Source organism: Pseudomonas sp. NPDC096925 (genome assembly GCF_044762545.1).
Taxonomy (GTDB): Bacteria; Pseudomonadota; Gammaproteobacteria; order Pseudomonadales; family Pseudomonadaceae; genus Aquipseudomonas.
This window is the reverse complement of record NZ_JBIWEM010000001.1, coordinates 926,087-948,413: the sequence shown is the minus strand read 5'-3', so window position 1 is coordinate 948,413 and position 22,327 is coordinate 926,087. Positions and strand designations below refer to the sequence as shown.

Below are 22,327 nucleotides of genomic sequence, written 5' to 3'. Positions count from 1 at the left end.
CCACAGGGACCTCACTACCCTCAGGCCCTGTGAGGTCCCTGTGGGAGCGGCTTTAGCCGCGAAAGGGCCAGCCCAGGCAATGAATCAGTAGAGGTTAGGCTCCATCTCCAGCTCGACCCCGAATCGCTCGAGGATATCGGCCTGGATCCGCCGTGCCAGCGCATGCATCTGCGCCCCGCTCGCCTGGCCATAGTTGACCAGCACCAGCGACTGCAAACGATGCACTCCGGCATCCCCCTCGCGATGGCCCTTCCAGCCAGCCTGTTCGATCAACCAGCCCGCCGCCAGCTTCACCTGGCCATCGGCCTGGGGATAAGCCACCACCCCCGGGTATTGCGCACGAATACGCTCGACCTGTTCAGCCGATACCACCGGGTTCTTGAAGAAGCTCCCGGCATTACCCAGCTCAGCCGGGTCTGGCAGCTTCTCGCGGCGAATGCTGCAGATCGCCTCGCTGATCGCCTGTGCGGTCGGCTCGGTCACGCCTTGCTCTGCCAGGCGCTGGCGCACCGGGCCGTAGTCCAGGCGGGCCTGCAACGTGCGATGCAAGGCAAAGCGCACACGCAGGATCAACCAACGCCCGGGGTTGCGCTTGAACAGGCTGTCGCGATACCCGAAGGCACATTCCGCCAGGCCGAAGTCACGCAACTCGCCGGTCTCGCGGTGCAGGGCGGTCAGGCCGACGAACACGTCCTTGATTTCCACCCCATAGGCGCCCACGTTCTGCATCGGCGCGGCGCCCACGGTGCCAGGGATCAGGCTGAGGTTCTCCAGCCCGCAATATCCCTGCGCCAGAGTCCACTGCACGAATGGGTGCCACGGCTCACCAGCCTCGGCCTCGACCACGATACGTTCGCCATCGTCGCTGAGCACACGCCGGCCACGGCTGGCCATGTGCAGCACCAACGCATCGATATCACCGGTCAGCAGCAAATTGCTACCGCCGCCAATCACCAGCACCGGCAAGCCGCGTTGCTGCGCCTGGCTCAATGCCTGGCGCACCTCCTGGTCATCGTGTGCCGGGCTGAAATAGCGCGCCTTCACATCGATGCCAAAGGTGTTGTACGGCTTGAGCGATACCTGCTCCTGCCACTGCACTGTCATAGCCGCCCCTTGATTTCCAGCACCAGCGCCTGGCACGCCGCTTCAACCAGGTCGAGCACCTGCTCGAAGCCGTCGGCCCCGCCGTAGTACGGGTCTGGTACTTCATCCAGCGCTGCGCCATAGCGGCGCAGGAACAGGTCGAGCTCCGCCACTGCCGTGTGCGGGCGCATCGCACGCAAGTGGCCGAGGTTGCTCTCGTCCATGGCCAGAATCAGGTCGTACTCGGCAAAATGCGCCGCCTTGACCTGCTGGGCGCGCTGCTGCGACAGGTCGTACCCGCGCGCCAGCGCCGCCTTGCAGGTGCGGCTGTCAGGCGCCTTGCCAACGTGCCAGTCGCCGGTGCCGGCCGAGGCCACATGTACCCGGTCGGCAAGCCCGGCAGCCTGCAATTGATGGCGCAGCACGCCTTCGGCGGTGGGCGAACGGCAGATATTGCCAAGGCAGACGAACAGGACGCGCATCAGGCCTCCAGCAAGCGCCGCACGCGCTCCAGGTCTTCAGGGGTATCCACACCCACGGCAGGCGCCTCGATGGCGTCTTCGACGTGGATGCGCACGCCATGCCACAGGGCACGCAGCTGCTCCAGCGCTTCGGTCTGTTCGAGCCAGCACGGGCCCCAGCTGACGAAGTCCTGCAGGAAGCCGACGCGGTAAGCGTACATGCCGATGTGCCGACGATACGGCACGCCTTCTGGCAGCGCGTTGCGGTCCTTGGCAAACGCATCGCGGGCCCAGGGCAGCGGCGCGCGGCTGAAAGTCAGGGCCAGGCCGTTCTTGTCGCTGACTACCTTGACCGCGTTGGGGTTGAATACGGTTTCCGGCTCATGGACCGGTTCGGCCAGGGTGGCGATGCCGGCTTCCGGGTGGGCCGCCAGATTGGCCGCCACCTGGTCGATGATCACCGGCGGGATCAACGGCTCGTCGCCCTGCACGTTGACCACGATGGCATCGGCCGGCAGGCCCAGATGTGCGGCCACTTCGGCCAGACGGTCGGTGCCGGACTCATGGTCGGCACGGGTCATCAGCACTTCGGCGCCGAAGGCCTGGCAGGCTTCGAGGATGCTGGCATCGTCGGTGGCGATGACCACACGGCTGGCACCGCTCTTGCGCGCCTGTTCCCACACATGCTGCACCATCGGCTTGCCGGCGATCGGCAGCAATGGCTTGCCCGGCAGGCGCGTGGAGCGCAGCCGGGCGGGGATCACCACGGTGAAATCCAGGCTCATTTGTCCAGACGCTCTTCGTCGGTCAGGGTACGTGCCTCGCTTTCCAGCATGACCGGGATGCCATCGCGGATCGGGTAGGCCAGGCCCGCGCCCTTGCTGATCAGCTCGGTCTTGTCGGCACTGAGCTTGAGCGGGCCCTTGGTGATCGGGCAGGCCAGGATATCGAGCAGTTTGGTGTCCATTGGAGACTTCCTTTAGGCCAGGTGGCCGGAAATTGAAAACGGGCTCAGGGCTTGCGCAGCAAGCGTTGCAACTGGTTGTCGAACCAGGCGCTGAAAGCCGGCGTAGGCTGCGCCTCGACGGCCAGGTACCACCAGTCGTCAGCGGCGAAGGCCCGGCATTTCACCGCATCCTTCTCGGTCATGACCAACGGCAGCGGCGGGTTGAAGGCCAGGCTCTGGGCACTGAACTGCGCGTGGTCGGCAAAGGGATGCGGCACCGGCTGCCAGTTTAGCCCCAGCAGGGTATTGAAGAAACGTTGCGGGTTGCCGATACCGGCCACCGCGTGCAGGCGTTGGCCTGCGGGGAAGTGGTCAAGCGCGCGCCGCTCGCCACTGCGCAGGTTGACCAGGGCGGACGGCTGCAGGCGGAAGCCGAAGCCATCGGCGCGGTCTGCGCTGGCGCCGTTGAACAGCACCGCATCAGCCTCGTGCAGGCGCTCGGCCGGCTCACGCAACGGCCCCGCCGGCAGGCAGCGGCCATTGCCCAGGCCACGGGCGGCATCGATCAGCACCAGCTCCAGGTCGCGTGCCAGGCGGTAGTGCTGCATGCCGTCGTCACACAGGATCAGGTCGAGGGGTTCGCTGGCCAGCAGTGCCTGCACGGCGCGGGAGCGGTCGGGGTCGATCATCAGCGGCACGCCGGTGCGCTGCACGATCAGCAGTGGTTCGTCGCCGGCCTGCCCGGCCGCCTGATCGGCCCGCACGCGCCAGGGTAGCTGCGGCGGCCTGGCGCCATAGCCACGGCTGACCACGCCCACCTTCAGCCCCTGCTGCCGGCAGTGCTCGATCAGCCAAAGGATCATCGGCGTCTTGCCGGTACCACCCACGGTGATGTTACCCACCACGATGACCGGCACCGGGGCCCGGTAGCTGGCACTTTCGCCACTGAGAAAACGCGCCCGCTTGCGCGTGACCACACGGCGATACAGCGCCTCCAGCGGGCGCAGCAGCGCCAAGGCCGGGTGCCCGGCGTACCAGGCGGCGAGCAGACGGTCGGCGAAGGCCATCAAGGCGTGCCCTGGGCCGCCTCGACGGTGGTCATGCGCAACTGGCTGAAACCGAGCTTGCCGGCGGCATCCATCGCGGTGACCACCGCCTGGTGCGGGGTCTTGCCGTCGGCACTGATGGCCAGCGGCAGCTTGTTGTCGCCGCCCGACTCACGCTCGATCGCTTCGCTCAGGGTAGCCAGGTCGCTCTTGGGCAGCAGGTGGTTGTTCACCGAGTACACGCCTTCGGCGCTGATGGTGATCTCCACCAGCTTGCCCTGGTCGGGTGGCGCCTGCTCGGCGCTGGCGGCTTCGGGCAGCTCGACGCGCAGTTGGGTCTCGCGGGTGAAGGTGGTAGTGACCACGAAGAACAGCAGCAGGACGAACACCACGTCAATCAGCGACGCCAGGTTGATGTCGACGTTTTCCCGCTGGCGATTGCGCCGGAACTTCACGCCTTGCCTCCGGCCACTTCCACTTCACGGTCACCCTGGATCACTTCCACCAGCTTGATCGCCTCCTGCTCCATGCCCACCACCAGCTCGTCGATGCGGCGCAGCAGGAAACGGTGGAAGAACACCGCCGGGATACCGACCATCAGGCCGGCCGCGGTGGTGACCAGGGCCTTGGAGATACCACCGGCCAGCACGGCGGCGTTGGCAGTCATCTGCGAGCCCATGAAGGCGCTGAAGATGTCGATCATGCCCAGCACGGTACCCAGCAGGCCCAGCAGCGGGGCCATGGCGGCGATGGTGCCGAGAGTGCTGATGTAGCGTTCGAGTTCGTGGATGACGCGCGAGGCGGCCTCCTCGATGCATTCCTTCATGATTTCGCGGCCATGGCGTGAGTTGGCCAGGCCGGCGGCGAGGATTTCGCCCAGTGGCGAATCGGCGCGCAGCGCCTTGAGCTTGTCACTGGTCAGTTGCTTGTCCTTGATCCATATCCACACCTGGCCGAGCAGGTGCGGCGGGGTGACGCGGCTGACGCGCAGGGTCCACAGGCGCTCGACGACGATAGCCATGGCAGCGATGGAGCTCAGAATGATCGGCAGCATCATCCAACCACCGGACTTGACCAATTCCCACACAGTAAACGCCCCTTCGGAAAAAGGCCGCCACTCTACCATAGGCGCGCCGGGGGCTCATCTGCCGGAGGTCAGGGAATTGGTGGAGGCCAGATGGGTATGCCTTGGGTTGGCATCAGGGCCGGCAGGTGCTCGCCACGACAGGCGCTGGAAATGTAATGGCAAGCACCTGCAAGCCAATGCACCTCACGGTGCCCGAACCCGCCAAAACCGCCGCTGCTCCCTCACCCCCTCAACTTCCCCCTGCCTCCCCAGCACCAACCGCAACGCCCCTTGCTCGGCCGTGTCATGTATCACCATCCCATGCCGCCGATAACGCTCGACCACCTGCGCATGCGGGTGCCCGAAGCTATTGTTGCGCCCCCGCGAAATCAGCACCCCGCGCGGTGCCGTGGCGCGGATGAAGGCCTCGCTGGACGAACTGCGGCTGCCATGGTGCGGCGACTGCAACCAGTCGATACGCGGTACTTCGTGGGCCGCCAGCCAGGCCCGCTCGGCACCGGCTTCCATATCCCCCGCCAGCAACAACCGCTCACCCCGCGCCTCGACCAACAGCACACAAGAGCGGTCATTGCTGCTGCGCCCATCAGCCCAGCGCCACAGCGAAAAGCGCACGCCATCCCACGTCCATTGCTCGCCACTGGCACAAGGTTGCAGTTGGATGTCTTCCAGCACTTCGCCACCGACCACCCGGTTGACCGGCAGACCACGCTGGATTGCGCCAGCACCACCGGCATGATCGGCATGGGCATGACTGACCAGCATCAAATCCAGGCTACCCACGCCCAGCTTGCGCAAGGTCGGCAACACCACCCGCTCGCCCAGGTCGCTCTCGCCTCTGGCCGGCCCGGCGTCGTACAGCATGTTGCGATGGCGGGTACGCAACAGCACCGCCAAGCCTTGGCCGACGTCCAGCTGCCAGACCTCGACCTGGCCGAACGGTACCGTCTCCCGGGGCACCCACAGCGCCAGTAGCATCACGCCCCCCAACCCGCGCAGGGGTACGCCATGGGGCATCAAAACCAGCAGCGCACCCAGGCAGACCAGCAGCCAGGCCCACAATGGCAAGGCCGGCGGTACCCATGCAGGCCGTTGCTGCGCCACCAGCGCCAGCAGCTGGAACAGTAGATCCAGCAGGCCACCTGCCAACCAGAGCACCGCCTCCCCTAACCCACCCAACGGCAGCAGTAACGTACCCAGCAACGCCAAAGGCAACACCGCCAGGCTGATCCACGGCACCGCCACAAGGTTGGCCAGCGGCGCACTCAGGCTCACTGGCAAGCCCGTGGCCAACAGCACAGGCAGCAAACCGATGGCCATCACCCATTGCGCCCGCGTCCAGGCCTGCCATGGCCGCCAGCCGCCCAAGCGGGCGCTGAAGCAATAGACAAGCGTGGCCACTGCAGTAAACGACAACCAGAACCCGGGCAACAGCGCCGCCAACGGTTCGACCAGCAGCACCGCGATCAGCGCCAGCAAAAGCGGCAGTGTTGCACCAAGGTGGCGATAACGCAGGCGCCAGAGCAACACCACGGCCAGCATCAGGCAGGCCCGCTGCACCGGCACGCCTGCACCGGCCAGCCAGCCGTAGGCCAACGCTGCGGCCATGGCCAGACTGCAAGCCCAAGGTAACCACGGCAACCGTGCCGGCCACAGGCCCCAGCGCGCCAGCCCGGCGACCAGGCCATACAGCAAGCCGGCAACCAGGCCGATGTGCTGGCCAGAAATCACCAGCAAGTGCACCGTGCCGGTGGCCTGCAACGTTTGCCAGTCCTCCCGCGCCAACCCCGCCCCGTCACCAAGCACCAGTGCCACCAACGCTGCCTGCCGGTCATTGGCCTCGACGGCCAGCAGACGCTGGCGCAGCGTGTCGCGCCAACCACCGGCAACCGGCGCCAGCAACTGCCCGGCCTTGACCGTACCGGTGGCACCGACCCGCCGCGCCAGCAATTGCGCCTCACGATCCGGCCCATGCGGGTTGAGCAGCCCGGCCGGGCGCTGCAAGGTCACGGCCAGCCGCCACTGCTCGCCCGCCCGCAGTGGTGGCCCGTCAAACCAGCTCAGTTGCAGACGTTGCGGCAGTTCGGCCCGCCGTGAACGTGGCGCCTCCAACTCGAAGCGCACGCCTTGCGCAGTGCTGGTCGGCAAGCCGACCACCCGCCCCTCCAGCCACAAGGTGCGACCATCCAGGCCAGCAGCCAGGCGATTATCAATTGCCTGCTGGGCAGACCAGCAAGCCCAACACAAGCCCAGCAGCAAGCAGCCCAACGGCCAAACGCGGGTAAACAGGCTGACGGCAGCGCAGACAGCCAGCGATATCAGCCATCCGACCGATGGCAATGCGGGGAGAAAGCCCAGGCACAATAACCCGAGCGCGAGCGCAAACATCCCTGTGCGCATGAAGTAGAGCTCCAGAAGCGAAATCACCTTCTGAGGCATAGCCCAACTGGCGGCAATGCTTGCTCAACAATTGTCACAAACTCTAAACGAGGCTGAGCGGGAATCAGGGCATACTGCCGGGATAAACGCTCCGGGAGCCTACATGCCGCGCCGACTTTTCAAACGCTACATGCCGGACCCGACCAGTATTCGGGAACACAAGTCCTTACGCTTTTTCGGCAAGTTGCTGCACGACCCGAACCTCTGGCATCTGAATCGCCATTCGGTGGCGAGGGCCATGGGCGTCGGCCTGTTCGCGGCGCTTATCCCGATGCCGGCGCAGATGCTGCTGGCCGCCGCGCTGGCCATTCCGCTGCGCGGCAACCTGCCGATCGCGGTCAGCCTGGTATGGCTGACCAACCCGCTGACCATGCCACCGGTGTTCTTCGTCACCTACATGACCGGCGCCTGGCTGATGCAGGTACCGCCGCGCACCCTGCCCGACGAGTTGACGTTCCAGTGGATCACCGACCAGCTGTCGACGTTGTGGCAGCCCTTCCTGCTCGGCTCGGTGGTGTGCGGCGTGGTGCTGGGCATACTTGGCTACTTCACCACCATGTTCTACTGGCGCTGGTGGGTAGGCCGGCAGTGGCGTCGCCGCCAATGCCGGTGCAAGGCCTCAGGCACGCATGCCGCGGCCGCTGACCAGCAGGCGCACGCACACCAGGTAGAGCACCGCGGTGGCGACCAGCATGAAGGTAATCGCCGTGCCAATGCTGATATCCGACACCCCTAGGATGCCGTAGCGGAACGAGTTGACCATGTGCAGCACCGGGTTGGCCAGCGACACGGTCTGCCAGAACGGCGGCAGCAGATTGATCGAGTAGAACACCCCGCCCAGGTAGGTCAGCGGCGTCAGCACGAAGGTCGGGATGATCGAGATGTCGTCGAAGTTGCGCGCGAACACCGCGTTGACGAACCCCAGCAGCGAGAAGATGGTAGCGGTCAGCAGCACCACGGCTACGGTCACGCCCAGGTGGTGCACCTGCAGGTGAGTGAAGAACAGTGACAGGAAGGTCACGATCACGCCCACCGCCAGGCCGCGCAACACGCCACCCAGCACATAGCCGACGAGAATGGTGTGCGGCGATACCGGCGACACCATCAGCTCCTCGATCGAGCGCTGGAACTTGCTGCCGAAGAAGCTCGACACCACATTGCCGTAGGAGTTGGTGATCACCGACATCATGATCAGCCCTGGCACGATGTACTCCATGTAGGTGAAGCCACCCATGTCGCCGATCTGCCGGCCGATGAGGTTACCGAAGATGACGAAGTACAGGACCATGGTGATTGCCGGCGGTAGCAGGGTCTGCGGCCAGATGCGCAGGAAGCGCCGCACTTCGCGGTAGACGATGGTGTTCAGGGCGACCCAGTTGGTGCGCAGTTCCACACTCATACGGCCACCTTCGACAGGTTTTTTTCCACCAGGGACACGAACAGCTCCTCGAGTCGGTTGGTCTTGTTGCGCAGGCTCTGCACCTCGATGTTCTGCAGCGCCAGCTGGCCGAACAGCGCGGTGATGCCGATGTCCTTGTCCACCTGCACTTCCAGGGTGTGCGGGGTCAGCAGCCGGCACGGGTAGCCCTGCAACGTCGGTGCAGTGGCCAGGTCCTGCTTGATGTCGAGGACAAAGGTTTCGACATGCAGCTTGCCCAGCAACTGGCGCATGCTGGTGTTCTCGACGATGGTGCCGTGGTCGATGATGCCGATGTTACGGCACAGCTGCTCGGCCTCTTCCAGGTAGTGGGTGGTGAGGATGATGGTGATGCCTTTCTGGTTCAGCTCGGTGAGAAAGCTCCACATCGAGCGGCGCAGCTCGATGTCCACACCCGCGGTAGGCTCGTCGAGAATCAGCAGGCGCGGCTCGTGGATCAGCGCGCGGGCAATCATCAGGCGGCGCTTCATGCCGCCGGACAGCGAACGCGACTGCACGTCGCGCTTGTCCCACAGGCCGAGCTGGGTCAGGTACTGCTCGGCGCGCTCCTTCGCCACCTTGGGCGGAATGCCGTAGTAGCCGGCCTGGGTCACGACGATGTCGAAGGTTTTCTCGAACTGGTTGAAGTTGAATTCCTGCGGCACCACGCCCAGGCAGCGCTTGAGCGCCGAGGGCTCGCGATCCAGATCGTGGCCAAACACGTTGACCGTGCCGCTGGTCTTGTTCACCAGCGTGGAGAGAATACCGATGGTGGTGGACTTGCCGGCACCGTTGGGGCCGAGCAAGGCGAAGAAGTCGCCTTCGGCAACATCGAGGTCGATGCCTTTGAGGGCCTGAAAGCCATTGCTGTAGGTCTTGGTCAGCTGTCGAATGGACAGGGCGGAACTCATAGCGGGTCACTTACCGAAGAAAAAGGTGCAGGACACGCCAGGCGAAGTCACTGGCGCAGTGAGTGCGGCCAATGGTGCTTGGCCTGGCCGCACAAGTACAGTCATGTGTATTGATAGTGACTATCGAAACAGCCGTGGTGTTCGATCAGGTCAGCGCGGTCATCACCGCGGCCTGATAGGCCGGACGGGCCTTGAGGCGTTCGTACCAGGCCTCCAGGTGACGCATGGCCGGGCGCTCGATGGGCATTTCGAACCAGGCATAGATGAAGCTACCCAGTGGGATGTCGCCCATGCCGATCTGGTCACCGGAAAGATACGGTTGTTTGGCCAGGGCTTCGTCGGCAATGGCCAGCAGCTGGGCGCATTGCTTGTGCGCAGCGTTGATCGCCACCCAGTCGCGCTGGTCTTCCGGGGTGCGCAACAGGCCCCAGAACAGCGGACGGAACGGAGCGGCGAAGGACGAGGTGGTCCAGTCCATCCACTTGTCGGCCAGGGCGCGCTGGCGTGGGTCTTCGAGGTACCAGCCCTGCTCGGTGCCGTACTCGGCGCACAAGTAGCGGACGATAGTATTGGATTCCCACAGGGTCAGGTCGCCGTCTTCCAGCATCGGTACCAGGCCATTGGGATTGCGGGCGCGGTAGTGCGGCTCGTTGACCACGCCGAAGGCGCCGCCAGCGTCGATGGACTCGAAGTCCAGGCCCAGTTCATGGGCGATCCACAGCGCCTTGCGTACGTTGCTCGAATTCTTGCGGCCCCAGATCTTCAGCATGTCGACATCCCTGAATGAACACGAAGGGAGAGTCTAACCCTACAACCTTCAGGTTGCAGCCGAAACCACGCTTGCGCAACCGGGCAGCGCCTACCTGCTAAATCTGCCAGTAGCTGGAATGCAGTGCCGATGTTGCAATCAGTGCACTTGCCAGCGCAGCGAGGCCACACCATGGAACAGGAAACTCATGCCCCCCATTCAACCCGATCACGATATGCGCGGCTGGCGCATGCACGTGGTTTTCGATGCGGCCAAAATCAATGCCGCGCGCGAGCGATTGATCGGATCGAAGCCACCCGTGCTCCACGAAACGATTAACTACGAACGGCTCAGGAGTGTAACCAGCGAGCATGTGATCTGCGAACTTGCGACACCCTTCGTGGAATATCTCCAGGACCGTGTGCGGGTCTGCTCACGCATGATGTCCTTTGCCAACTTAATCTGGTCCGCACCGGTATTCGGTGGCAAACCCAGGGCAAGCCTTGAAAGAGTGGTTGCATTTACCAGGAACGAACCGCAATACCTTTATCAGGAGTTCCCCCTGGATGGGTTTGTCGGGCATTGTGCAGGGCCTGGCGCTGCGTTGACGCTGAAAGTTAAAAACGACTCAAGCTTCTATATACAGGCCACTGGCTCGGCTAAGCCTGACGTAGAGCTGGCAGACATCTTTCGCCAACGTTTCAATGCCCTCCCGGACGAGCAGCGCATCCTCCAGCCTTACAAGGTCGAAGCCAGCACACAAAGTCGATGGCTGCTGGATGAATTGCGATTTTACCTGCGCAAGCACCCGAGTTCAGGGGCTCACGTTCTCTATATCGTGAACGGGAAGAGCGACACAGGAACGTACCCCACGCAAGACGACACCCCCGTGGATCAACTGGCCGTCTATATGCCCCATGCCCAAATGCCAGACCCGATCTACTACAATGACTTCACCGACCTTGCCCTCCTCTTGCTACCGCCGTCCCATGTGCTGTGTGACAAAATTGAGGTAGTTCAAAACCATGTTCACAAGATGTCTTACAGGTTCCTGCGCGCCAATGCGGAGCAGGCACAACCCCAGGCACCGCTGAGCTTCCACGCCGACCCTCTGGTCGCAGCGGTCAGCGCCGGCAGCACTGCACACACGATTGAACTGCAGCCGCAAGGTACGGCTATACCCCGCTGGGAATTGGACGGACGCGGCCACGGCTCATTGAAGCCCAATGGCTATAAATGCGATTACTCGGCACCAGCCAAGCCGGAAATTCGCCTGGCTGACAACAGCCTGACCGAGGCACCAACAGCAACCAGGACGTCATTCGAAGAGCCGCTGCGAATAGACCGGGTACTTACAGGTTTTGGCTTGCTTCCCCTTGTATCGACCTTCGTGGTTCTGAACATCGCCCCTAATTTCTTCATCAAGGCCGAGCTTGATCAAGGCCGTCTGAAGCTGCGCTTGTTCTACAGCAACAATGGCAAGGAAACCGAAGCCCCTGCCCACCTGACCAAATGGAAAGTAATGGCAGGTGACGGAAAACTTGATAAGTCCGGTATCTTTACGCCCGGCCTGACCAGCCGCTTCACCGTAATCCAGAGCGTAATGGAGGACCTGACGAACTGGTACTGGGCCTACATCATCGTGCCCGTCCCCTTGATGACGGCCGAGACCTTCGTGGCCAGATGGAACAAGACCTGATTGCCTGCCCCTCGATACCTTGCAGCGAACGCTTCCAGCCACACCTTGTCACTGTTCAGGTAAAGCCTTTGCCAAGCGGCCGTCTAAGCTCTTGGCATAGGCTTCGAACACCGTTTCCATGGAGGAAGGGCTATGTGGCTGTTGTGGTTGGCGGGGTTGGTGATCGGCGCGGCGTACCTCACGCACAGGCGCCTGGCACCCTTGCAGATACTGGGCATCATGGCGGCCTATGTGCTGCTGATGGGTATATTCAGCCATGCACCCGGCTGGCTGCTGACGCTGATCTGGGCCGTGCTGGCGCTGAAAATCGCCCTGGTGGCCTTGCCCGATTGGCGCCGCAAGGTATTCACCGGCCCGGTGTTCCATTGGTTTCAGCGCACTCTGCCGCCGATGTCGCAAACCGAACGCGAGGCGATCGATGCTGGCACCGTGTGGTGGGACGGCGAACTGTTCAGCGGCCGCCCCGACTGGCGCATCCTGCTCGATTACCCGGCGCCGAAGCTGACCGAGGAAGAACAGGCCTTCATCGATGGCCCGACAGAAGCACTCTGCGCCATGGTCAGTGACTGGCAGATCGGCCAGGACATGGACCTGCCGCCCGAAGCCTGGGCACATATCAAGCAGAATGGCTTCTTCGCCCTGATAATTCCCAAGGAATACGGCGGCAAAGGCTTCTCGGCCTACGCCCACTCCCAGGTGGCAATGAAGCTGGCCACCCGCAGCGGCGACCTGGCCTCCACGGTAATGGTGCCCAACTCCCTCGGCCCGGCCGAACTATTGCTGCACTACGGCACCGATAAACAACGCAGACATTACTTGCCACGCCTGGCCCGCGGCGAGGAAATCCCCTGCTTCGCCCTCACTGGCCCGCTGGCAGGCTCCGACGCGGGCGCGATGCCGGACACTGGCGTCGTCTGCAAAGGACAATGGCAAGGCGAGGAAGTCATCGGCCTGCGCCTGAACTGGGAAAAGCGCTACATCACCCTCGGCCCGGTCGCTACCCTGCTGGGCCTGGCGTTCAAGGCCTACGATCCGGACCACCTGCTGGGCGAGGAAGAAGAGTTGGGCATCAGCCTGGCGCTGATCCCCACCGACACCCCGGGCGTGGAAATCGGCAAACGCCACCTGCCGCTGGGCGCCGCCTTCATGAACGGCCCCAACAGCGGCAAGAACGTGTTCGTGCCGCTGGACTGTCTCATCGGCGGCCAGGCCATGCTCGGCAAGGGCTGGATGATGCTGATGAACTGCCTGTCGGTCGGTCGCTCGATCTCCCTGCCGGCCGTGGGTACCGGGGCCGCCAAGTACACCAGCCTGGTCACTGGCCAATATGCCAATATCCGTGAGCAGTTCAATGTGCCCTTGGCAGCTTTCGAAGGCATCCAGGAATCCCTGGCCCGCATCGGTGGCAATGCCTGGCTGATGGACAGCGCCCGCCTGCTGACCGCCAGGGCCGTGGACCTGGGCGAGAAGCCTTCGGTGCTGTCGGCAATTCTCAAGTACCACCTCACCGAACGCGGCCGCGAGTGCATCCAGCACGCCATGGACGTGCACGGTGGCAAGGCCATCATCATGGGCCCGAACAATTACCTGGGGCGCAACTGGCAAGGCGCGCCGATCTTCATCACCGTCGAAGGCGCCAACATCCTCTCGCGCAACCTGATGATCTTCGGCCAGGGCGCCATCCGCTGCCACCCGTTCGTGCTCAAGGAAATGGCCCTGGCTGGCCGCGAGGACCGCGAGCAGGCGCTACGGGAATTCGACGATCTGCTGATGAAACACATCATGTTCGCCGCCGGTAACGCGGCCAGCACGCTAGTGTTCAACCTGGGGCTGGGCCGCCTGGAAAACGTGCCGGGCGATGCCCTCAGCCAAGGCTACTTCCGCGCCCTCAACCGTCAGGCGGCGGCCTTCGCCATGCTGGCAGACCTGTCGATGATGCTGCTGGGCGGCGCGCTGAAACGCCGCGAACGCCTGAGCGCAAGGCTCGGGGATGTGCTGAGTTACCTGTACCTGTCCAGTGCCGCGCTCAAGCGCTATCACGATCTGGGCTCACCGGAACACATGCAGCCTTTGCTGCGCTGGGCGATGGAAGAGAGCCTGGGCCAGGCGGAAACAGCCCTGGACCGGCTGCTCGAGAACTTCCCCAACCGCTTTGTCGGCTGCGCACTACGGGCCCTGGTGTTCCCCTTCGGCCGCCGCCATACCGGGCCCAGCGATGAACTGGATGCCGAAGTCGCGGCGCTGATCGGCCGCAGCAAGGGCGACCCGGCTCTGGAAGAGTTGCTTGCGGGTTGCTTCAGGCCGCAGGCCGAGGGCGACCCGGTGGCAGCACTGCAACGGGCTTGCGCGTTGCTGGATGACGCAGCGCCACTGCACAAGGCGCTTCATCAGGCGATAAAGGAGGGCAAGGTACGGCCAGCCCCCGGCCAGTCGGTGATTGCTGCGGCTGTAGAGGGTGGTGTACTGCAGCCGGGTGAAGGGCAACGGCTGCAGGCCGCGGAACAGGCACGCCGGGCAGTGATCGATGTGGATGCCTTCGACAAAGCGCAGTTGCTGCCCGAACAGGGCAAGGTGCGCTGATCCGTTGCCCCGTCTGCCGGGTGGACGGAGCCTGAGGGGGCGGTACGGCCACCACCTTCCCCAACCCGCCCCCAACCGGCGTATACTCCGCCCCCGTTTCAACCACCCCGAGGACCACCCCATGGCCAACCCCCATCTGGAATACCACCTGCAACTGCTGAATCACCTGCGCACCATCCTGGCAGCCCTGGGTGAGGCCGAGCAGGTACCGGAGGAAAGCCACGTCCTGTTTCTCGAACGCTTCGACGAACTGCTGACCCTGCTGCCGCAAGATCCCCTGCAAAGCCAGTACCTGGGCCAGGACCTGATCTGCCAGGTGATCCAGCGCTACCCGCAAATCGCCCACCTGGTGCCACGCGACCTGCTGTGGTTCTTCGGTGGCGACTGCCTGCACTTCATGCCGGATGAAGAGCTGAGCCTGTACCAGGCCCTGGAAGAGCGCCGCTACGAATGCGAACAGCGTGGCGAACCGTTCGACTGGCTTGAGCAAAAGCAGTTGCTGGCTTCGACGGCAGCCGATACCCGCCACTGATCCCGGGCTGCACAGACGAAGGGGCATGGCTCCCCTTCGATCAGCCTGTTTCCCCCGCATTGTGCAGCCTTCGCCTACAGCCCACCTGTGTTGCCCTGCGTACTCTGTCTGCGCGCTGAGATACATGAGTTCGCAGCCATTCAACACAGGGATCATCCAATGAAAAAAACACTATCTGTACTTGCGCTGAGCCTTTGCAGCAGCGCGGCAATGGCAGCCATCATCAACTTCGATGGTTCTGTCAGTGCGCCTGGCACCTGCCCTATCGAGGTCGTTACCCCAGGCGGTCCAAGCCTGCCAGTGGTCTTCCTGGGTAACTTCAACACGTTCGACTTCGATGCAATCGGCCAGGAAACCACCAAGAGAGAATTCGCGTTGCGCGTGCCGGCAAGCTGCGTGACTGGCACCCAGAATGCCTACGCCACCTTCCAGGCGGGCCTCGGTGCGGATCCGGCAAATGCCGATCTTTATGCCCTCAGGGACGGCCTTGGCTACACCACTGGCCTGGGTCTGGCAATCAACGACCTCACGAAACGCCTCAAGCCCAATACCGAATCGATGGCCTATGAGGTGAAAGACACCGGCGACACCGACATGGTCTTTTCAGCACGCCTTGTCACCACCGCTGCGAAGGTGAGCGAAGGGCAGATCGACAGCAACATCTCATTCAATGTCGACATCCGCTGATTCTCCCCCCCTGCGCTGCCAGGGGGACTCATCCGTTTCGCCTATCATGCCGGCCCCACCATGTCCATAACCACGCTGCGCAAGTACGTACTCAGCTTTGCCTGCCTGGCAACGCTTTCCTCAACCAGTGAAGCGGCCTTGACCATCAGTGCCACCCGTGTTGTCCACTCCAGCGACAAACACAGCAGCTCGGTGGTTGTCGCCAACCCAAGCCAGGCCACTTACGCGGTACAGGCCTGGGTAAACACCGAGGCCGACGACACCAGTACCGCAGTGCCTTTTGCCGTATCCCCCACCTTGTTCCGGCTCGACCCCAAACGCGAGCAGCTGGTCAAGATAAACGCACTGCCAAACAACCTGCCCAACGATCGCGAATCGCTGTTCTACTTCAATGTGCAGGAAATTCCCCAGGTCGATAGTGGTCTGCAAAATGTACTGAAAATAGCCCTGCGCACCCGCATCAAGCTGTTCTATCGACCCAGCCAGGTGAAAGGTGTGCCCGAACAGCACCTGGATAGTCTGCAGTGGTCACTGGCGAGCAAAAACGGCAAAACCTACCTGCAAGTTCACAACCCCACGCCTTACCACTTCACCTTCAGCCGCCTGGAGGTTTACAAAACAGGGACCGGCGAAAAGATTGACACGGCTCTGATGGCATTGCCCATGCAAAAGCAGTCCTTCGAACTGAAGACAACCCGGGCTGCAGACGGCCTGAAGGTTCGTTTCACCACGATCAACGACTACGGTGGCAGCACCCGGTTGATGGAAAAACCACTGCCCATTTCGTCGATATAGTCCAACTGCTCAATCGCGCAGATACATGTCAAGCAGTGGAAAGACGGGCGATGACGGCCATGTCTGGCCTTGATCGAAGCTGATGGAGATCCGGACAGAGAGCTTGTCACGCTTGAGCCGTGACAGAAAAGGCTTGCTCGCCTTGACCATATCGTCGAAACCCAAGCCACTCATTACTTGCTCCGGGGTCACAGCATGCTCCTTCAGCACTTCTTCGCTCTGGGCGTTACCCTGCGCATCCTCTCCGCCGACGACCAACGTTACCCTGTGGTCCGTATGGATATAGCGCCAGGCATTGACGGTAATGACCATCCCCTCTGCCGGGACATTGGAAACATAGACCGTGCCATGGGTGGCAGAAGGAGGGGGAATATCCGGTGTCGGAAACCCTTGAGTCAGCGGCAAAAACGATACCAGGCGGGCATCGGACTGATGAACCTTGCCATTTTTGTCGGTCACATGAAAGGCTACTGTCAGCACTTTACCGCTGTGCTGTGCAATCAGGTTCAGCGGGATATCGTACTGACCGGGAAAGCCTGGTGCCTCCTCTGTCGCCAGGTAGCTCCCGATCCCTCCCGGCGCTCCCCATGACACCTCGACCTTCTCGCCAGGGAACGCAGCCCCCGCTGGCACAGTCACCCGCATGTAGTTCAGCTTCTTGTTGGGGTCCAGTTCCACCTGCTGCCCGCTTCCCGTGGTATGGCTGATTTCCGGCCAGCCCAGCTCTCTGGGCAAAGGTGCCGTATCAGCCTTCAGCTGGACCACTTTCGGCTCTTCGGGTGAACTCTTGTTACCGGCATAATCGTTTAGCCGGTAATGCACGAAACGCACCCCGTCCCCTCGCGCCCGGATGATATCGCCGGAGATTTCCAGCGTAACGGGAAAGTCCCCCTGCTTGAGAACCTTCTCACCGACAAGATTGTCTTCGTACAGCGTCGTATCCCAAAACCAGCGAATGTGGTCTCCAGGCACAAAGACCTGATAGTCCGGCACCCGTGCGACCAGCACATCATCGTGACGCTCCAGGTAATCCGCCGTTACGCCATCGGTGAGCACCTCTGCTTCGAATATCAGGCCACCGCGATCACCGCCCAACCTGGGCCCGGTCAAGTCCAGGGTTATGATCAGCGGCTCCGAATACCCTTCAGCACCGTTGTAACCCGTGACCCTGTAGATCAATTCAGGGGTGCTGTCCTCCCTGAGGTAAAGCAGAGGGATTTCGACATAATAGTCATCAGGATCAATGGGAGCCTCCCATTGCCTGGGTTCACCTATCTGTACACCATCGCACAACAACACCAGTGTCTCCGGCGTGCCTGGGGCGGGGTTGGAGCCCGGCCACGGCGTGACATCCACACGTAGAGGCTTTTCCAGCAGATCCAGAGGGATGACGTTTTGCGCGCCACCCTCCAGGTTTTCAAGCGAGCCGTCCACCCAGGGTGGAGGAAAAAGCGTTTCCGACTTCCCGTTTCGCATAACCTAACCTCCAACGTGTCCAGTCCGGCGCAATGAGCGGCTCGCCATGCCTTACCAGCTGTAATGCACTCCCAGGTTGACGCCCCACGGCTGCTCCAGTGCCTTGCCGTTGCTGTAGTCGAAGTCGGCATGCAACTGCAGGCGGTCCATCAACGACACCGCCACCCCCATGCCCAATTCACCACGCGAACCTGACAGGTCATTGTCGAAACGGTGATCGTTGACCTTGACCTGGTTGTTGTTGGCAAACTCGTGCACATAAGCCAGGCGCACATAAGGTTGCAGCCACTGCCCCCCCTCAAGCTTCAAGGTACGGCCCGCCGTGGCGCCAACCTTGCCCAGCACCGAGCGCGTCGTATCACCGTCAGCCTTCAGGCCATTGTCCAGGTGGTAGTCCTGGCCCTGGATGCCGACCACCGACAGTTGCCCGAAAGGCTCGACGAAATAGTCGTCATCCAGCGTCAGGTGGCGCCCAAACTCCACCGACGCCCCCAAGCCGACGTTGTCATAATCGCCTTCGGTGCGCTGGCCATCACTGAGGCTTACCTTGGCCTGGTTATCGAAGCGGTTCAGCTTGACCACGCTGTCGAGGTAATAGCCACTCTGGGCGTCCAGCCAGGTCGCATACAACCCCAGGTAGTAGCTTTTCACCTCACCCGAAGCCCCCCGGGTCAAGTTCAGATCAGAGCTGCTGTAACCCGCCATCACCCCGGCCAGCCATTGGCCGTCGCCCAGGGGCAAGGGGGTGTCGGCACCCAGCGAGAAACCCTGTTGAACCTGACTGTACGGTGTACCGGTCGAGGAAGAGACGTTGTACTTGTTGCCATAGCTGCGCGCCCACAGGCCCGCTTTACGCTCGTCGAGCCGCAGCTCGCCCATGCGGCTGCGCAAGGATGACAGCTCGCCATACCACACGGTCGGCGCGGTGTTGAACAAAGCCATCGCCGCCTCGGTGCTTGGGCTGATCACCTTGGTCGCGCCATCCAGGTACCAGTCATTGCCACGCTGCACCAGGTCATACGAGAAAGCCCCCAGGTCCACCGGCCCGTTGAGCAGGGAGAACTGCGCATCACCCGCCGCAGCGTGAATCAGATGCAGGCTGTTTGCCTGGGTGGGTTCACTGCCGCTGCTGCCCACCACCAGGCTGTGGTTGCCGGTGGCCGTGCCAGTTATGTCGAGAAAATCGCTTTCGCCGGTGCTGAACCTGGCATCCATGAAGAACGTGCCGCTGCCCGACAGGCTGCCCAAGGTAAGGCGCTGGTACTGCGTGGCCTCACCGAACCGCACCGAGCCACCCGCCATGGCCAGTTGCCCGACTTCACTGTCCTCCACCATGTTCCAGCGCCCGCCATCATTCAGCGCCAGACGTTCGACATTGGTCAGGCGCCCGGTCAGGCTGGCCTGGTTGCCCAAGGCCAGGTTGGCACTGGAGCCGGACTCCACCCACACATCCCCCACCAGATCGCTGCCCTCGACCCGCATGGTGGCGTTGGAGTTGTTCGCCACCTCCAGCAGGTTGCCATTGCTGCCAAGCAGCGTAGTACCGCCAGTGACGGTGATCGTCGCATCGCCGGGCGCCTGGTTTGCGCTCCCCACACGGATGGCGGCGCCATTCTGGCCTTCCACGTGCGTGCCCTGCAGATTGATCGATGCAGCTTCGGTCGAAAGGCTATCGCCAACCACCCGGATGCCATCCGTGGCGCCGGTCAGCCGGCTGTTGATCGCATCCAGCCGGGCATCGCCGAACAGCAAAGCAGCACCGGCCGCCCCTGTACTCACCAAGGTACTGTCAGTCAGGGACAGATGAGAACTGCCGGCCACCCTGGCGCCGCCTATACCCCCTTCGATATGGCTGCCATTTACCGACACGCTGGCACCAGCCGTAGCACTGCGCAGCACATCGAGGCCGAACAGGTTGCTGGTCAGGCGCGAGCCACTGGCGATGGTTGCCGACGCACCGCCATTGACCATCACCGCAGCGACCCCCGTGGCTGACACCGTGGTGCTCTCAAGGTGCAAACCACCGCCTGTACGCACGTCGATCTGCTGTGTGGTGGCGCCCTCGGCTACCAGGCGCCCGCCGTCAGTGACCCTGTAGCTATCAACAGGGGTGCCGGCACCGATAGTTTTCTCATGGTCCACCAACGTCAAGGCATTTGCCGGCCCAACGAAAAGCACGGCCGAAGCGCCCATTAACAGTTGCCCGATGGCCGATGCCAAGGGGGACAGGGTGGAACTGCGTTGTTTGATCATTGCACTTTGGCCTCATCGATTTACCCAAGAACGGGCAACAGAAACGTGGGCAAGGCTATTAAGAATTCACCTAAAAACGTGTAGGAAAAGTCCGAGGATTGATGCGACTTTTCAACAGGCCTCACCCAACATGCTGTATCGCCGACACTCAAGGGCGAACGAGAGGGCACTCAGTACCAAAACTGTGCATTGATACCACCGCCACGGCGGGATCGGATTTGACAACTTTGCCATTACGCATGAATGCATAAGTAAAGGTCGCCAACCCATCATATTTATTGTTTGCTTTATCGAACTCGTAGATCGGCTTCAGGCCATCGGCGTAAGGAATTGGCCAAACGAAACCGATCGGCGGGTTGTCTTTGTCCAGCTCGATGATTTTCTCATACTTGGCATCGGGTATCTCGGCCCCACCGGGAGCCGTTCCCTGCGTCGCTGTCCAGGTCAGTGTCAATTCGTCACCTTCTGCCAACCATTTGCTCAGGTCAGGGATCTGGATACGTACATCAGGAGTAACATCAGCTGAATCATCCGGGTCAAACAACGAACTGCAGTTCAGCCACAGGCGCCCTCCGCTGGTGAACCCGCCGCGGATCTCCGCCGCTTCGGGGTGTAGAACAATAGCCTCCACCACAATTGGCTGAGGTTTGGAAACAGCCTTGTTCGGCACGTCTTTGCGGCTGACCTCGTAGTGGGCAAAACGGCTACCATTGTCGTGCCGAAGAATGTACGACCATGGAATCGTCACTTCGATTTCAGTACCGGGCTCATCCTTCCCAAGTACATGATCCGCCTCCACGACATGCTCATCGGTGTAGTAGAACTCGGCCAGGTCACCTTCCTTGAATGCAGCATCGATCGTTACTTTCAACACGGCATCGGCCAGCTCGTCTTTCTCGGTCAGCCGATTTTTCTGGTTGTCATTACCGCCATAAACATCCGGCAAGGCCATGCTCGGGTTCACAGGCCCCGGCCATTCCGGATCCGGATCAGGTACAACTGGGCCAATGCGCTCGAGGTTGACGTTGAAGGAATCCTTTTCGCCACCTAACAGGTAGTCACCGCGGTGCACCTCATACGTGACTTCGACCGGTTTCACGCCGGTAGAGCCTTTTCCATAAATAGCCAGGACAACGCTGGCAGGGATGGCCAGCTTGACCGGGAACGTGCCGACAGTCCGCGTTTCGAAAGTATGCGTACCCCACTTGATCGTGATCAGGTCAGTCGCCTTGAAATGCAGGAAGGCACCAATTTCCACCGTAATACCGTTGAACACGGCATCCTGGTCCACCACTCCGCCGTTCATGCCCAAGACCAGGGGCTTTTTGAAGTCCGCCGGGGTAGGCAAATTGCCAGTCGCCACCGTAACGCGCGTGGGCACTGACACGGCACTCACATTGCCGGCAATGTCCTTTAAAAGGTAGGCAATATGGATGCCGCCATCCCCTGCATCCCGAATGACCTTCTCAGGCACCGGTATCGACAATGGCACTGCAGTGACAGGCGTGAAGCCGTCAGGCACCAGGTCGCCCGGGTCGCTGGGCACTTCCCTGCGCCAGATCCACGCCACGATGTCTCTGGCATCCCAATCCGGATAGGCGGGCAAACTAAGCTTGACCGCACCAATATTGGCATCCAGCACAGCGGCAATAGCCGGGAATGCTGTCGGAAGTCGATTTGGATAAGGAGCCACACGATCGAAAATCAGGCTCAACGGAGGGAAATCCACAGGCAAGGGACTATTGTAAGGGATCACCCTGATGAAAAAATCATGTTTGCCTTCACCCCATGATTTTACCTTCGCCTTATCCAGCTTTACCGGGAAGGGAAAGGTACTGTCCCTGTCATATTGACCACTGTGCAGCTCCTCCTCCACGCCCCCCTCTGGCAGGTGATACAGCCACATCTGGTCAAACTCCCCCACGCTGGGATCGCCTGCGGCATTCCAGTCTTCGATGGTCAAGTCCATCTCGACGGTATCGTCGGTCAAGGCCGTGCTCAACATCGTATTGTCAGTAGTGTCGGCCAACAGCGCCGGGTCGATTTTGGGTGCGACGGGTGCAAGTACAACATTATCGTTTGCGGGTGTGTATTCGTCGTCTTTCATTTTGACCTCTCAACGATACAGGGGCTGCAGGGGAAAAATACATACTTATTGAAATCCACGATC

Annotated in this window: 19 protein-coding genes and 1 pseudogene; 6 read left to right on the top strand and 14 right to left on the bottom strand. The window is 61.9% G+C overall.

Translation table 11 applies throughout. The features are described from left to right. Nucleotides 1-84: 84 nt before the first annotated feature. The 8 genes from murB to ACIQYU_RS04555 all read right to left on the bottom strand — a co-directional run bounded on the left by murB (nt 85) and on the right by ACIQYU_RS04555 (nt 7,020). On the bottom strand, nt 85-1,104 hold the full coding sequence (murB, locus tag ACIQYU_RS04590; protein ID WP_233694408.1) for a UDP-N-acetylmuramate dehydrogenase: 1,020 nt from the start codon (nt 1,102-1,104) through the stop codon (nt 85-87). Next, nucleotides 1,101-1,565, bottom strand: a complete 465-nt coding sequence (locus tag ACIQYU_RS04585; protein ID WP_063911712.1) for a low molecular weight protein-tyrosine-phosphatase — start codon at nt 1,563-1,565, stop codon at nt 1,101-1,103. Before ACIQYU_RS04585 ends, murB begins: the two co-directional genes overlap by 4 nt. Next, a complete protein-coding gene (gene kdsB, locus ACIQYU_RS04580; RefSeq protein ID WP_207832213.1) occupies nt 1,565-2,329 on the bottom strand; it encodes a 3-deoxy-manno-octulosonate cytidylyltransferase in 765 nt (254 codons plus the stop codon). Before kdsB ends, ACIQYU_RS04585 begins: the two co-directional genes overlap by 1 nt. Further along, nucleotides 2,326-2,511: a Trm112 family protein gene (locus ACIQYU_RS04575; RefSeq protein WP_011532874.1), complete on the bottom strand. Its 186-nt coding sequence runs from the start codon at nt 2,509-2,511 to the stop codon at nt 2,326-2,328. Before ACIQYU_RS04575 ends, kdsB begins: the two co-directional genes overlap by 4 nt. A 44-nt stretch (nt 2,512-2,555) precedes the next feature. Continuing rightward, the gene (gene lpxK, locus ACIQYU_RS04570; RefSeq protein WP_207832215.1) at nt 2,556-3,557 is read right to left on the bottom strand and encodes a tetraacyldisaccharide 4'-kinase; all 1,002 of its coding nucleotides are present in this window, start codon (nt 3,555-3,557) and stop codon (nt 2,556-2,558) included. Beyond that, a complete protein-coding gene (locus ACIQYU_RS04565; RefSeq protein WP_046617071.1) occupies nt 3,557-3,991 on the bottom strand; it encodes a biopolymer transporter ExbD in 435 nt (144 codons plus the stop codon). The genes lpxK and ACIQYU_RS04565 overlap by 1 nt, the downstream gene beginning before the upstream one ends. Next, complete coding sequence (locus ACIQYU_RS04560) at nt 3,988-4,623, bottom strand: MotA/TolQ/ExbB proton channel family protein (protein ID WP_003259970.1); 636 nt, start codon at nt 4,621-4,623, stop codon at nt 3,988-3,990. Before ACIQYU_RS04560 ends, ACIQYU_RS04565 begins: the two co-directional genes overlap by 4 nt. Before the next feature lie 183 nt (nt 4,624-4,806). Then, the gene (locus ACIQYU_RS04555) at nt 4,807-7,020 is read right to left on the bottom strand and encodes a DNA internalization-related competence protein ComEC/Rec2 (protein WP_333957241.1); all 2,214 of its coding nucleotides are present in this window, start codon (nt 7,018-7,020) and stop codon (nt 4,807-4,809) included. 142 nt (nt 7,021-7,162) lie between these two features. On the opposite strand from ACIQYU_RS04555, the pseudogene ACIQYU_RS04550 reads away from it, so the two are divergent. Then, a pseudogene (locus tag ACIQYU_RS04550) lies at nt 7,163-7,669 on the top strand (DUF2062 domain-containing protein); the annotation flags it as partial. 9 nt (nt 7,670-7,678) lie between these two features. On the opposite strand, the gene ACIQYU_RS04545 reads toward ACIQYU_RS04550, so the two are convergent. From ACIQYU_RS04545 to ACIQYU_RS04535, 3 genes are all read right to left on the bottom strand, one after another. Continuing rightward, the gene (locus tag ACIQYU_RS04545; RefSeq protein ID WP_085625335.1) at nt 7,679-8,458 is read right to left on the bottom strand and encodes an ABC transporter permease; all 780 of its coding nucleotides are present in this window, start codon (nt 8,456-8,458) and stop codon (nt 7,679-7,681) included. Beyond that, nucleotides 8,455-9,387: an ABC transporter ATP-binding protein gene (locus tag ACIQYU_RS04540; protein ID WP_207832221.1), complete on the bottom strand. Its 933-nt coding sequence runs from the start codon at nt 9,385-9,387 to the stop codon at nt 8,455-8,457. The genes ACIQYU_RS04545 and ACIQYU_RS04540 overlap by 4 nt, the downstream gene beginning before the upstream one ends. Nucleotides 9,388-9,532: 145 nt before the next feature. Further along, nucleotides 9,533-10,156: a glutathione S-transferase gene (locus ACIQYU_RS04535; protein ID WP_207832223.1), complete on the bottom strand. Its 624-nt coding sequence runs from the start codon at nt 10,154-10,156 to the stop codon at nt 9,533-9,535. Nucleotides 10,157-10,343: 187 nt separating this feature from the next. Between ACIQYU_RS04535 and ACIQYU_RS04530 the strand changes: the two genes are divergently transcribed. The 5 genes from ACIQYU_RS04530 to ACIQYU_RS04510 all read left to right on the top strand — a co-directional run bounded on the left by ACIQYU_RS04530 (nt 10,344) and on the right by ACIQYU_RS04510 (nt 16,428). Next, nucleotides 10,344-11,834, top strand: coding sequence for a hypothetical protein (locus tag ACIQYU_RS04530; protein ID WP_207832225.1), 1,491 nt, complete (start codon nt 10,344-10,346; stop codon nt 11,832-11,834). A 132-nt stretch (nt 11,835-11,966) separates the two neighbouring features. Then, the gene (locus tag ACIQYU_RS04525) at nt 11,967-14,414 is read left to right on the top strand and encodes an acyl-CoA dehydrogenase (protein ID WP_233694404.1); all 2,448 of its coding nucleotides are present in this window, start codon (nt 11,967-11,969) and stop codon (nt 14,412-14,414) included. A gap of 121 nt (nt 14,415-14,535) precedes the next feature. Beyond that, the gene (locus ACIQYU_RS04520; RefSeq protein ID WP_207832229.1) at nt 14,536-14,946 is read left to right on the top strand and encodes a PA2817 family protein; all 411 of its coding nucleotides are present in this window, start codon (nt 14,536-14,538) and stop codon (nt 14,944-14,946) included. 159 nt (nt 14,947-15,105) lie between these two features. Beyond that, on the top strand, nt 15,106-15,633 hold the full coding sequence (locus ACIQYU_RS04515) for a fimbrial protein (RefSeq protein ID WP_207832231.1): 528 nt from the start codon (nt 15,106-15,108) through the stop codon (nt 15,631-15,633). Nucleotides 15,634-15,693: 60 nt separating this feature from the next. After that, nucleotides 15,694-16,428: a molecular chaperone gene (locus ACIQYU_RS04510; protein WP_207832233.1), complete on the top strand. Its 735-nt coding sequence runs from the start codon at nt 15,694-15,696 to the stop codon at nt 16,426-16,428. Between the two features lie 9 nt (nt 16,429-16,437). Here ACIQYU_RS04510 and ACIQYU_RS04505 read toward each other — a convergent pair whose 3' ends face one another. The 3 genes from ACIQYU_RS04505 to ACIQYU_RS04495 all read right to left on the bottom strand — a co-directional run bounded on the left by ACIQYU_RS04505 (nt 16,438) and on the right by ACIQYU_RS04495 (nt 22,264). After that, on the bottom strand, nt 16,438-17,904 hold the full coding sequence (locus tag ACIQYU_RS04505) for a hypothetical protein (RefSeq protein ID WP_207832235.1): 1,467 nt from the start codon (nt 17,902-17,904) through the stop codon (nt 16,438-16,440). A 51-nt stretch (nt 17,905-17,955) separates the two neighbouring features. Continuing rightward, a complete protein-coding gene (locus tag ACIQYU_RS04500; RefSeq protein ID WP_233687161.1) occupies nt 17,956-20,157 on the bottom strand; it encodes an autotransporter outer membrane beta-barrel domain-containing protein in 2,202 nt (733 codons plus the stop codon). A gap of 148 nt (nt 20,158-20,305) precedes the next feature. Then, complete coding sequence (locus ACIQYU_RS04495) at nt 20,306-22,264, bottom strand: hypothetical protein (protein WP_207832239.1); 1,959 nt, start codon at nt 22,262-22,264, stop codon at nt 20,306-20,308. Between the last annotated feature and the right edge of the window lie 63 nt (nt 22,265-22,327).